Source organism: Rhodococcus sp. NPDC060084 (genome assembly GCF_042730335.1).
Lineage (GTDB): Bacteria > Actinomycetota > Actinomycetes > Mycobacteriales > Mycobacteriaceae > Rhodococcus.
In genome coordinates, this window is sequence record NZ_JBHWWX010000008.1 from 20443 (window position 1) to 32610 (window position 12168).

Below are 12168 nucleotides of genomic sequence, written 5' to 3' on the forward strand. Positions count from 1 at the left end.
TCACAAGCGAGGAATGACGGATGCGCACACTCACCCTAGAAAAGCTGAGCGAGAACGTCGGGGCCGAGATCCTCGACGTCGACGTCGACCGACTGCTCCACGACGAGGACTTACCCGGGGCGTGCCTGGACGCGCTCGAGCAGTACGGCGTCCTGCTGTTCCGCGAACTGCACGCCGACGACGACGCCCAAGTGGCGTTCGGCCGCAAGCTCGGCCCCCTGCGCGCATTCCCCGACGTGCCTCCGGCCGCGGAGGAAGTGATGGAGGTCAGTTTCGACCCTGCCAACGCGAATGCGGAATATCTTGCCTCCAACGTCTTCTGGCACATCGACGGCCTGAGCGACGACGTTGCCGCGAAGGCGACGATGCTGAGTGCTCGAATCATTCCCGCCGACGGCGGCGAGACCGAGTTCGCCAGCACGTACGCGGCCTACGACGCGTTGACCGACGACGAGAAGGAGGGATTCGCCGATCTTCACGCCGTCTACACCTTCGAAGCCATCCAGCGCCGGTCCTATCCGAACCCGACGCAGGCGCAGCTGGACGAGTGGGCGTCGCGCCCTCCACGGGAGCACCCCCTGGTCTGGGAACACGATTCCGGGCGCCGCTCGCTGGTGATCGGGGCGTTCGCATCGCACATCGTGGGGATGGACTTCGACGAGGGGCGGGCGTTGCTCGAGGATCTCGAGAAGCGTGCAACGACCCCGGATCGGGTGTATCGACACACCTGGTCGGTCGGTGACCTGGTCGTCTGGGACAACCACGGCCTGCTGCACCGAGCCTGCGCGTTCGACAGGTCGCAGCCGCGCGTGATGCACCGCTCGACCATCGCCGGACGGGAGCCGATCAAATGAGCGACCGCATCGCGATAGTGACCGGCGGAGGTTCCGGTATCGGCCGGGCGATCGGGCTGCGTCTCGCGTCCGACGGGAACATGGTGGCGATCTTCGACCTCGACGGCGATGCCGCAGCCGCGACGGCCGACACGATCGTCGAGGCCGGAGGAAAAGCACTCGGTGTGCAGGTCGATGTCACCGACCGAGCGAACATCGACGCCGGTGTCGCCGAGGTGCGTTCCCGCCTGGGCCGGCCCACCGTTCTCGTGAACAACGCCGGGCTCTCCCTCGACTCTCCCTTCCTCGACATCACCGCGGAGTTGTGGCAGAAGTCGCTGGCGGTCAACCTCACCGGCACATTCGACTGCTGCCAGGCCGTGCTTCCCGACATGCTCGACGAAGGCTGGGGCCGCATCGTCAACATCTCGTCCTCGAGTTTCCACAGCGGCTCCCCCGGGCTTGCGGGCTACGTGTCCGCCAAGTCGGGTGTCGTCGGACTGACGAAGGTGCTGGCCCTGGAATTCGGCAAGCACGGTGTCACCGTCAACACGATTCCGCCCGGTTTCATCGACACACCCATGTTGCGCCGCACGGTCGAGAAGGGATTCGTCGACCTCGATCAGCAAACCGCGAAGACGCCCGTCGGGCGGATCGGGCAGCCCGAGGACATCGCGGCGACCTGCGCGTTCCTCGTCAGCGAGGAGGCCGGCTACATCACCGGCCAGGTCATCGGCGTCAACGGCGGACGCAACACCTGATCGCGCTCTGCCGAGCACGCATCTTCCCGACGAAAGGACACCGAGCACGATGGTCCGGATTTCTCCCGCTCCCCAAGAGGATTGGACAGAGGAGATTGCAGCGTACGTCACGGGTTTCCGTTCAGCCGTCGCGAGCAACGTGCCCGAAGAAGAGCGGCAACCGGGAACCAACCTGCTCGGCACGCTGGCCCGCCACCCGTCGCTGGCGATGGCGTTTCTGAGCTTCAACAAGCATTTGCTGGCGCAGTCCACGCTGTCGATCCGGCAGCGGGAACTGATGGTTCTCCGAGTCGCCACGCTTCGCCACTCCGACTACGAATGGGCCCAGCACGTCATCCTCGCGGATCGTGCCGGCATCACGGCCGACGAGATCACCGGCATCGCCGAAGGCCCCGCAGCGCCGGGATGGTCCGACATCGACCGCGCACTGCTGGCGGCGACCGACGAATTGATCGGCGAGGGCGCGGTGTCCGACGAGACGTGGCGCGTGCTCTCCGGCGAGTTCGGGGAGCAGCAACTGATGGACATCGTGTTCACGGTCGGGTGTTACGCGATGCTGGCGACCGCGTTGCGCTCGTTCGACGTGCAGCCCGAACCCGGCCTGGTGCCGTACCTCCCCGAACACACACTCGCCGCCCGATCTCTCACTTCCCGCGACTGATTCGAGAAAGTGGCACACCCATGAAGAAGCTCCATATCGGTGCGATCGCAGCAGTGGCCGCACTCACCGTGTCGGCGTGCGGATCGAGCGGCGGCGACGCGTCCGGAGACGCCGCCGCACCCACCGGCGCCCCCATCGTCATCGGCGCGCAGGCACCCATCAAAGGTGCAACCGCGTACCCGCAGACCGCGTACGGGCTCGAAGCCGGCGTCCACTACGTGAACGAGGTGCTCGGAGGCATCAACGGCCGCCCACTCGAAGTGGATGTGTGCGGTGGTGACGGCAGCCCCGAAACGTCCATCAACTGCGCCAACGGCTTCGTCTCGAAGAATGTGCCGCTCGTGATCGACGCGGTGGATCAGAGCATGGGGGCCGCGGTACCGATCCTCGGTTCTGCGGGTATCCCCATCATCGGAACGCTCGCCGGATCGTTCGTCGCCGACGCCGCCGAATACGGGCAGGCGTTCTACTTCACCGGCCCCGTGTCGTTCGCAGCGCTCGCCAGCATGTCAGCGCTCGAGACCATGGGGAAGACGACCGCGTCTCTCGCGGTCAACGAATCCCCGACCTCCCATGCCTACGTCGACGATCTGATCATGCCGATCGCCGAGGGAATGGGCATCGATGTCAGCGTGCAGTATCCCCCGGCGTCGGGCGCGAATCTGAATGTCGTTGCCGCGACACAGCTTGCGGACAACCCCGACATGGCCGGTGTGATCGCTCTGCCGGAAGACGGATGCACGAGCCTGTTCCAGGCCTTGCGCCGGCAAGGCTACGAGGACACCATCCTCGCGGGGTCGTGTTCCCAGTTCATCGACGAGATGGGGACCGACGCCGCCGGTATCGTCACCCAGCCGCGGTTGTGGGTGCCGCTGGCAAAGGAGTCGGCGCCCGCCGAGGTGCAGGAACAACTCGACGTCTTCGCCGACGCGATGGACGCGGTCGGTTACGGGAACGAACTGTCGTCGCGGTCGATCTACACGTTCGCCGCGATCGTCAACATCGCCCAGATCCTGTCCGACCACGGCGGAGAGATCACCGCGGGCACGGTCACGGACGCGTTCAAGGCAGTGAAGGACTTCCCCTCGTTCGCAGGACCCACGGTGACGTGCGACGGGCAGCAATGGCCCGGGGTCGCCACCACCTGCAACGCGCAGGCAATCTTCTTCGAGGTGCAGGAGGACGGGACTCTCCGCTCGGTGGACGAGAACGGATACATCGACCTCGATCCGTCCCTGATGCCCGCGTCCTGACGATCACGACATGACGACCGAGACATGACGACCGAGACGCGCCGGAGTACACCATGAGCACCTACCTGCAGTTCATCGTCCTGGGGTTCGGCCTCGCAGCGGTGTACATCGGGCTGTCGGGCGGCCTGCTGCTCGTCTACCGGTCGACCGGCATCATCAACTTCGCCCAGGGCGCGACCGCGATGTGGGGCGCGTACGTCTTCGCGCAGTTGCGCCGCGACGGAACACTGGTTCTGCCGATCGGAAGCCTGGAGTTCGACGAGAAACCGTCCACCCCGGTGGCGCTGGCCATCGGGCTGCTCATGGCACTGCTCCTCGGCCTTCTCACGCACTACCTGGTGTTCCGGCCCGTCCGGCGCGCACCGGCACTCGCGCAGGTGGTCGTCTCGGTCGCACTGATGCTCACCATCCAGGCGCTGGTGGTGCTTCGGTTCGGCCCGAACAACATTCCGATCGAGGCGATCGTCCCGGACGGCTCCCTCGACGTCTTCGGCACCACCGTCTCGTCCGCCGAGTTGGTGATGGCGGGGATCATGGTGGCGCTCTCCGCACTGATCTGGGCATACTTCCGCTTCACGCGGGCCGGTGCGGCTACCCGGGCGGCCGCCGAGAACGAGCGGGGCGCGACGCTCATGGGATTCTCGGCGGACCGCCTCGCCGCACTCGCGATGGTGATGGCGTCGTTCGTCAGCACGATGGGTGTCGTCCTGGGCGCGAGCTTGACCGGGTTGAATCCTCTCAACTACTCGCTGCTCGTCGTGCCCGCTCTCGCGGTGCTCCTCGTCGCCCGGATGGAGTCCGTCGCGACGATCGTGATCGCCTCGCTCGCCCTGGGAGCATTCCAATCGGTGCTCAACCTGCTCACCGGTGAGAACTGGTGGCCGGTGTGGGCGCAATCCGGCGTCGACCAGGTTGTGCCGTTCCTCGTGATCATCGTGATCCTCTTCGCGTTCGGCGGACGGATACCGTCCCGCGGTTCGCTCCAGACGGTCAAACTGCCCGATGTGCGGATTCCGCGCTTCCGGCCGATCCCCGCCGCCGTCGTGGTCGTCGCGACCGGGGTCCTGCTGGCGGTCACCTCCGGCACGTACCGTTTCGGGTTGACCTATTCGATCATCCTGATGCTCCTGGCCCTGTCGTACGTGGTGATCACCGGTTACCTCGGCCAGATCTCGTTGGCGCAGGCGGCATTCGCCGGAGCGGCAGGATTCATGCTGTCGAAGGTGACCACCGGCTGGGGTCTACCGTTCCCGGTAGCACTGGTGTTCTGCTCGCTCGTCGCGGCGGGGCTGGGAATGCTGATAGCGCTGCCCGCCTTCAGAATCCGGGGCGCGCAACTCGCGATCGTCACCATCGCGGCCGCCCTGGCCATCGAGCGGTTCGTCTTCAACAACTACAGCCTGACCCCTCCGTCGGGAAATCCCATCGCCAACCCCACGCTGTTCGGACTGAATCTCGGTGTGCGCGAGGGCAGCGACATCGCGCGTCTGTCGTTCTCCCTCACCGTCCTGGTCGTCGCAGTCCTGGTCGTCTGGGGATTCATCCGGCTCGCGTCCGGCGACACGGGCCGGACGTTTCTGGCAGTACGCGCCAATGAGCGCGCCGCCGCCGCGAGCGGCATCAACGTGCGGCTGACCAAGCTCGTCGGGTTCGGTCTCTCCGCCTTCATCGCCGGTGTCGCCGGTTGCCTCATCGGGTACAGCGCAGGCCAGCTCTCGGCGGAGTCCTTCACGGTCTTCGTGGGATTGCAGGTGCTTGCGGTCGCCTACCTGGGCGGCATCACCTCGGTCGGCGGCGCGATGATCGCCGGCGTCATCGGGCCACTGGGGATCGTCTACGTGTTGCTGCACAACGTGTTCGATTTCGGTGACTACTACGCGCTGATCTCCGGACTGGCGCTGATCGCCACCGCGATCGTCAATCCCGTCGGTGTGGCGGGAGAAGCATCCAGGATCGCCGATCTGGTCCGCTCCCGCCGATCGCGACCACCTGCCCCACCGGGGACCGACTCCGCCCCGAACGCCGACGACAGAAAGGTTGCGGTGAGTGATGCCGGATGAGAAACCGGCGCGGCTGTCCGCGCGGAACGTGACCGTCGCCTACGGAGGCGTCGTCGCCAACGACGACGTGTCGCTGACGGTCGGCTCCGGGGAGATCGTCGGACTGATCGGGCCGAACGGTGCCGGCAAGACCACGTTCGTCGACGCAGTCACCGGCTTCACCGAGTACGGCGGCGAGATCACTCTCGGCGACACACGGCTCGACGGACGTGCGCCGCATCTGCGCAGACGCGCCGGACTGTCCCGCACATGGCAATCCGGTGAGCTTTTCGGCAACCTCACCGTCGCGCAGAATGTCGTCGCCGCCCTGCGTCCCGGCGGACCGTCGACGCTGTGGCGGGATCTGTTCGGCCGCCGGAAGACCGGCACGGACGAACTCGTGGCCTCGACGCTGCATGCGGTGGGCCTCGGCGATCTCGGGGAGACCACGGCGCGCGATCTCACCCTCGGACAACAGAAACTCGTCGGCGTCGCACGTGCACTCGTCGGGAACTGCCGCCTGCTGCTGCTCGACGAGCCCGCCGCGGGCCTCGACAGCCAGGAGAGCCTCGACTTCGCCGAGCGTATCCGTGCCGTGGCGCGCGGCGGTCCGGGAGTGCTGCTCATCGACCACGACATGTCGCTGATTCTCGGTGTGTGCGACCGCATCTACGTCATGGAGTTCGGGAAGGTGATCTTCTCGGGCACACCGGAAGAGGCGAGAAAGGATCCTGCTGTGATCGCTGCGTATCTCGGCACACCGATGGAGACCACTCATGGCTGACGTGGTGCTCACCGCCGAATCCATGACGTCCGGTTACAACGGCGTCGCCGCGGTCTCCGACGTGAACCTGACCGTCTCCGCCGGTGAGGTCGTCTCGATCCTCGGATCCAACGGCGCGGGCAAAACGACGACTCTGTTGACACTCGCGGGACTGCTTCCGGTGATGGGCGGTGCGGTCACCGCCCTCGGTGCCCCGGTCGACCACCGCAGGCCCTACCGGATGGCGCGGCGCGGTATCCGACTCGTTCCCGACGACCGCGGCCTCTTCTCGACCATGACGGTGCGCGACCACTTCCGGCTCGCCCGCAGTACAGCCGACCGTGCCCGGGAAGAACTCGTTCTCGACAGGTTTCCGGCTCTTGCCCGATTGCAGTCGCGCACAGTCGGTCTCCTGTCCGGCGGTGAACAGCAGATGCTCGCGATCGCGGTGGCGCTACTCGCGGAACCGCGGATCCTCATGGTCGACGAGATGAGCCTCGGGCTGGCACCGCTCGTCGTGGAACAGATGCTGCCCGCCATCCGGGATCTCGCTCGCGACGAGAACATCGCCGTCGTGCTGGTGGAGCAGCACGTCGAACTCGCTCTCGCCGTGTCGGACCGCGCGATCGTGCTCGGGCACGGCCGCGTCGTCCTCGAGGGCAGCGCGGCGGAACTGCTGGCCGACCGGGATCGTCTCGAGGCAGCGTACTTCGGCGCCGGCGACCTCGAGGCGAAGCAGGATCGAGCAGTCTGAGCCGGCTCAGTCCGAGGTGGTCCGGGTCGCCACGTCGCCCCGTTCTCAGCCTTCGGCGGCGAGCTGGCCACACGCCGCGGCAATTTCCTGGCCGCGGGTGTCACGCACCGTGCAGGAGACGCCCTGGGCCTGTACGCGCCGCACGAACTCGCGTTCGACGTGCTTGGGGCTTGCGTCCCACTCGCTACCCGGCGTCGGGTTGAGCGGAATCAGATTGACGTGCACCAGCGCGCCGAGTGCCTTGTGCAGCTTCTTGCCCAGCAGGTCGGCACGCCACGGCTGATCGTTCACATCGCGGATCAACGCGTACTCGATGGAAACCCGGCGCCCGGTCTTGTCGGCGTAGTAGCGCGCGGCGTCGAGCACCTCCTTCACCGACCAGCGGTTGTTCACGGGTACGAGGGTGTCGCGCAGTTCGTCGTCGGGGGTGTGCAGCGACACGGCGAGCGTCACGCTCAGCCCCTCGTCGGCGAGCTTGCGGATCGCGGGCGCCAACCCGACCGTCGAGACAGTGACCGAACGCTGGGACAAACCGAGGCCGTCGGGTGCCGGCGAGGTGATACGACGGACCGCAGCGACGACCCGCTTGTAGTTCGCGAGCGGTTCGCCCATGCCCATGAACACGACGTTGGACAGTCGCCCCGGCCCGCCGGCTACGTCACCGTCGCGAAGCGCGGCCGCGGCCGCACGCACCTGATCGACGATCTCCGCGGTCGTCAGATTGCGGTCGAGACCGCCCTGGCCGGTCGCGCAGAAGGGGCACGCCATCCCGCATCCGGCCTGGCTCGAGATGCAGAGGGTCGCGCGGTCGGGGTAGCGCATCAGCACACTTTCGAGGAGTGTGCCGTCGTGGGCGCGCCACAGCGTCTTGCGGGTCTCGCCCTTGTCGCAGGCGATGTGCTTGACCGCGGTGAGCAGAGGGGGGAACAGGGCCGTGCCCACCGTGTCCCGCACCGTTGCGGGCAGGTCGGTCATCTTGGCCGGGTCCGCCTCGAGACGCCCGTAGTACTGGCGAGCGAGTTGGTCGGCGCGAAACGCCGGCAGACCCAGCTCCCGCACCGCCTCACGTCGCTGCTCGGAATCGAGGTCGGCGAGGTGTCGCGGCGGCATGCCGCGCTTGGGTGCGTCGAATACCAGGGGCAGAGAAGAAGCCATAATGATCCATTCTCCCATGAACCGGAGCGGCCCGGACTCGCCGTTGCTGTGATGCTCGCCTATCGGCAGGGGGACCATGGCTCTATGGCCACCAGCATCGCTCCGGAACTCGCCCGATCGTGGCTACTGGTGCCCGGCACCGCACCGGAAAAATTCGACGCCGCGGCCGCGTCGCCCGCCGACGCGATCGTTCTGGACCTCGAAGATGCGGTTCCGGCCGCGAGCAAGGCCGACGCCCGCGCCGCCGTGGCGCACTGGATCAGCGACGGCAGTTCTGCGTGGGTGCGCATCAACGACACCAGCACCCCGCACTGGGCCGACGACCTCGCAGCTCTGAGCGCGATCCCGCATCTCGCCGGAGTCATGCTCGCGAAGACCGAAAGCGGCCAGCAGGTCGATGCCACCGCCGACGCGATGCCCGACGGCACCCGGATCCTGGTGCTCATCGAATCGGCGACCGGTCTCGAGGCCGCGCCCGAGATCGCCCGGGCCGACGGCACGTTCCGCCTCGTCTTCGGCAGCGGTGACTTCCGGCGCGACACCGGTATGAGCGATTCGCCGCTGGCCCTGGCCTACCCGCGGTCGCGTCTGGTGATCACCAGTCGCGCCGCGCGCCTGCCCGGGCCCGTCGACGGTCCGTCGCTGAGCGCCGACCCGGCGGCGCTGCGGCAGGATGCCGAGCGCACACGCTCGATGGGCATGACCGGAAAGCTCTGTATGACGCCGGAGCGGACGCCGTATGTCAACGCGGCGTTGAGTCCCAGCGCCGAGGACGTCGGATGGGCACGCCGGGTGATCGACGAACTGGGCGAGGACGGCCACGGTGTGCACGACGGCAGCGACCTGCCCACACTGGCGAAAGCGAAGAAGATCACCGAACTCGCGAGGGCATTCCACGTCGGCGTGTCGCGCTGACGGGCACGACGCGGTCCGGCTCAGCGTATTTCGACGCCTGCCGGTTTGCGACGGACGTGGAGGCGATAGCGCACGGTCAGTGTCGTGCCGGGTGTTTCCCTGATCGCCCAGGATGCCACCTCCGGGCCGAATTCGATACCCAGCACGCGTTCGAGGGCCGCACGGTCCGGAAACGCCCATTCCGTGTCGACGCGTCGCAGGTCGAATCCCTGGGCGCGGAAGAACGCTTCGACGGCCGGAGGGTCGTAGTGCGGGAGGTCGGCGCGCATCCACTCTCCGTACGGATGGGCGGTCGCGTCGAGATCGACGACGGCGAGCGCTCCCCCGGGCCGCAGCACCCGCATGGCCTCGAGGATTCCGGCCCCGCATCCGGGGCCGAAGAAGTACGCGGTGCGGGCGTGAACGAGGTCGGTGGAGGCGTCCGGCAACGGCAGAGACGCGGCGGATCCTCGCAGAACCCGGACGGTCGACAGATCCTCGACCCGGCGCCGTGCCGCCGCCACGAGCGGCGGGTGGGGTTCCACACCGGTCACCGTGCGCGCCGCACGGGCGAACATCGGCAGATGGTAGCCGCTGCCGCATCCCACGTCGACGACATCACGGCCGGTCCAGTCGACCGACTCCCGCAGCGCCGCATAAACGGCGCCGCGGGTGTCCTGGGCCCGGTTCTCCTCTTCGTAGACCGCGGGCCAGTGCCAGATGTTGGGGCTCGCTATCACGCCCCGGTCGCGGCCGCTGTTGCCGACAGCCACTAGATGAAAGCGGTGAGGATCAGCCAGGTGACGAATGCGGACGGCAGGATCGAATCCAGCCGATCCATGATGCCGCCGTGGCCCGGCAGGAGTGTGCCCATGTCCTTGATGCCGAGTTCCCGCTTGACCTGGGATTCGATCAGGTCACCGGCCGTGGCCGTGAAGACCAGGACCACGCCGAGGACGGCACCGACCCACCACGGGCCGTCGAGCAGGAAGGTGACGGTGAGGATTCCTACGGCCACACAGGCGACCAGCGAACCTCCGAATCCTTCCCAGGACTTCTTCGGGCTGATCGCCGGGGCCATCGTGTGCTTACCGAACAGCACGCCCGCCGCGTAACCACCGATATCGGACGCCACGCACACCAGCATCAGGCAGAAGACGCGGGCGGCACCCTGATCTTCGAGGACCATCAATGTCGCGAACGAGGCGAGCAGCGGCAACCACGCCGCGGTGAACACCGCTACCGCGGTGTCCCGGAGATAGTTGTGCGGCTGCGCCGCCAAGCCGCGGTCGAACAGTCGCCACAACATGGTGACCACAACGGTGCCCGCGAAGGCACCGAGTACGCCGGTGGTGCCGTACGGCCATCCCAGCCAGATGATCGCCTGCCCACCGAGCAGGAGAGGCACGCGCGGAACCGACACGTCGGCTTCGCGGAGGCGCTTGGTGACCTCCCACGTTGCTATGGCGATCGCCGCCGCGACCACGGCAAGCCAGGCAGTCGGGGCGAACAGCAGAATTACGATGACAAGACCGCCGAGCCCGGACCCCACCGCGATCGCGGCAGGGAGGTCTCGGCCGGCACGGGAGGCCGGCTTCGCGGGTGCGGTACCGGATGTCGAGTCCGAGACTGCGGGGGTGGTACCGGAGTCGCCTTCGGCACCGAGTGGAAGCTGCGGGGTTGAAGACCCGTCGGCTCTGCCCACCGTCAGACCTCCATCAACTCGGCTTCCTTGTGCTTGATCAGTTCGTCGATCTGCGCCACGTACTTGGCCGTGGTCTTGTCGAGTTCCTTCTCCGCGCGGTTGACTTCGTCCTCGCCGGCTTCGCCGTCCTTCTGGATGCGGCCGAGTTCTTCCATCGCCTTGCGCCGGACGTTGCGCACGGCAACCTTCGCGTCCTCGCCTTTCGACTTGGACTGCTTGACGAGTTCGCGGCGACGTTCCTCGGTGAGCTGCGGCACCGAGATGCGGATGATGTGCCCGTCGTTGCTCGGGTTCACGCCGAGATCGGAGTTGCGGATCGCAGTTTCGATCGCGCCGAGCTGCGACTGCTCGTACGGCTTGACGATGACCATGCGTGCCTCGGGCACACTGATACTGGCAATCTGCGTGACGGGCGTCGGCGAGCCGTAGTAGTCCACCACGATGCGGTTGAACATGCCGGGATTCGCGCGTCCGGTGCGGATGCCCCCGAGCTCGTCCTTGGCCACCGTGACGGCCTTGTCCATCTTCTCCTCGGCTTCGAAGAGGGCTTCATCGATCACGGCAGTTCCTCCATGTTCCGTTGTCCGTTCATGACCGTACGAGCGTTCCGATCTTCTCACCGTTGACGGCCCGGGCGATATTGCCCTTGGTCAGCAGGTTGAAGACCATGATCGGCATGGAGTTGTCCATGCACAGGCTGAAAGCGGTCGCGTCCGCGACCTTGAGGTCCTTCTCGATGACCTCGCGGTGGGTGATCTCCTCGAACATCACCGCATCGGGAACCACCCGCGGGTCGGCGGAATAGACGCCGTCGACGGCTTTCGCCATCAGCACGACATCGGCCCCGATCTCGAGCGCGCGCTGCGCGGCGGTGGTGTCGGTGGAGAAGTACGGCATGCCCATGCCCGCACCGAAGATGACGACGCGGCCCTTCTCGAGGTGCCGGCGGGCGCGAAGCGGGAGATACGGCTCGGCGACCTGCCCCATCGTGATGGCGGTCTGCACGCGGGTGTCGATACCCTGCTTCTCCAGGAAATCCTGCAGCGCAAGGGAATTCATGACCGTGCCGAGCATGCCCATGTAGTCGGAGCGAGCGCGTTCGAGGCCGCGCTGTTGCAGTTCCGCGCCGCGGAAGAAGTTTCCGCCGCCGATCACCACGGCAACTTCCACACCGCTGCGCACGACCTCGGCGATCTGCTCTGCCACCGTGGTCACGACGTCGGGATCCAGCCCCACCTTGCCGGTGCCGCCGCCGAACATCTCGCCGCCGAGCTTGAGGAGCACCCGGCGGAAACCGGGCCGTTCGTGGGCGTGTTCGGACATGACTCTCCTCTGGTTGCGCATGAATCG

At 66.9% G+C, this 12168-nt stretch carries 13 protein-coding genes; 8 read left to right on the plus strand and 5 right to left on the minus strand.

The window, feature by feature from the left end:
- Nucleotides 1-20: 20 nt before the first annotated feature.
- The 7 genes from ACFWBU_RS06805 to ACFWBU_RS06835 all read left to right on the plus strand — a co-directional run bounded on the left by ACFWBU_RS06805 (nt 21) and on the right by ACFWBU_RS06835 (nt 7064).
- The gene (locus ACFWBU_RS06805) at nt 21-854 is read left to right on the plus strand and encodes a TauD/TfdA dioxygenase family protein (RefSeq protein ID WP_378527859.1); all 834 of its coding nucleotides are present in this window, start codon (nt 21-23) and stop codon (nt 852-854) included.
- Nucleotides 851-1594 (plus strand): SDR family NAD(P)-dependent oxidoreductase, encoded by a 744-nt coding sequence (locus ACFWBU_RS06810; RefSeq protein WP_378527861.1) that lies wholly within the window; start codon nt 851-853, stop codon nt 1592-1594. Before ACFWBU_RS06805 ends, ACFWBU_RS06810 begins: the two co-directional genes overlap by 4 nt.
- Before the next feature lie 139 nt (nt 1595-1733).
- Nucleotides 1734-2255 (plus strand): carboxymuconolactone decarboxylase family protein, encoded by a 522-nt coding sequence (locus ACFWBU_RS06815; protein WP_378527862.1) that lies wholly within the window; start codon nt 1734-1736, stop codon nt 2253-2255.
- 20 nt (nt 2256-2275) lie between these two features.
- Nucleotides 2276-3508, plus strand: a complete 1233-nt coding sequence (locus ACFWBU_RS06820) for an ABC transporter substrate-binding protein (protein WP_378527863.1) — start codon at nt 2276-2278, stop codon at nt 3506-3508.
- A 53-nt stretch (nt 3509-3561) separates the two neighbouring features.
- Nucleotides 3562-5568 (plus strand): ABC transporter permease, encoded by a 2007-nt coding sequence (locus ACFWBU_RS06825; RefSeq protein WP_378527864.1) that lies wholly within the window; start codon nt 3562-3564, stop codon nt 5566-5568.
- Nucleotides 5558-6331, plus strand: a complete 774-nt coding sequence (locus ACFWBU_RS06830; protein WP_378527865.1) for an ABC transporter ATP-binding protein — start codon at nt 5558-5560, stop codon at nt 6329-6331. The genes ACFWBU_RS06825 and ACFWBU_RS06830 overlap by 11 nt, the downstream gene beginning before the upstream one ends.
- Nucleotides 6324-7064: an ABC transporter ATP-binding protein gene (locus ACFWBU_RS06835; protein WP_378527866.1), complete on the plus strand. Its 741-nt coding sequence runs from the start codon at nt 6324-6326 to the stop codon at nt 7062-7064. The genes ACFWBU_RS06830 and ACFWBU_RS06835 overlap by 8 nt, the downstream gene beginning before the upstream one ends.
- 45 nt (nt 7065-7109) lie before the next feature.
- Here ACFWBU_RS06835 and rlmN read toward each other — a convergent pair whose 3' ends face one another.
- Complete coding sequence (rlmN, locus tag ACFWBU_RS06840) at nt 7110-8219, minus strand: 23S rRNA (adenine(2503)-C(2))-methyltransferase RlmN (RefSeq protein ID WP_072698613.1); 1110 nt, start codon at nt 8217-8219, stop codon at nt 7110-7112.
- Between the two features lie 84 nt (nt 8220-8303).
- Here rlmN and ACFWBU_RS06845 point away from each other — a divergent pair, with 84 nt between their 5' ends.
- Complete coding sequence (locus ACFWBU_RS06845; RefSeq protein ID WP_378527868.1) at nt 8304-9134, plus strand: HpcH/HpaI aldolase/citrate lyase family protein; 831 nt, start codon at nt 8304-8306, stop codon at nt 9132-9134.
- Nucleotides 9135-9154: 20 nt separating this feature from the next.
- Here ACFWBU_RS06845 and ACFWBU_RS06850 read toward each other — a convergent pair whose 3' ends face one another.
- From ACFWBU_RS06850 to pyrH, 4 genes are read right to left on the minus strand one after another with little or no spacing between them, the layout of a single operon-like run.
- The gene (locus ACFWBU_RS06850; protein ID WP_378527933.1) at nt 9155-9853 is read right to left on the minus strand and encodes a class I SAM-dependent methyltransferase; all 699 of its coding nucleotides are present in this window, start codon (nt 9851-9853) and stop codon (nt 9155-9157) included.
- Between the two features lie 32 nt (nt 9854-9885).
- Entirely contained in the window at nt 9886-10818 is a 933-nt protein-coding gene (locus ACFWBU_RS06855) for a phosphatidate cytidylyltransferase (RefSeq protein ID WP_072698614.1), read from the minus strand.
- Nucleotides 10819-10820: 2 nt separating this feature from the next.
- Nucleotides 10821-11378, minus strand: coding sequence for a ribosome recycling factor (gene frr / locus ACFWBU_RS06860; protein ID WP_072698615.1), 558 nt, complete (start codon nt 11376-11378; stop codon nt 10821-10823).
- Nucleotides 11379-11406: 28 nt separating this feature from the next.
- On the minus strand, nt 11407-12141 hold the full coding sequence (gene pyrH, locus ACFWBU_RS06865) for a UMP kinase (protein WP_072698616.1): 735 nt from the start codon (nt 12139-12141) through the stop codon (nt 11407-11409).
- Nucleotides 12142-12168 lie beyond the last annotated feature (27 nt).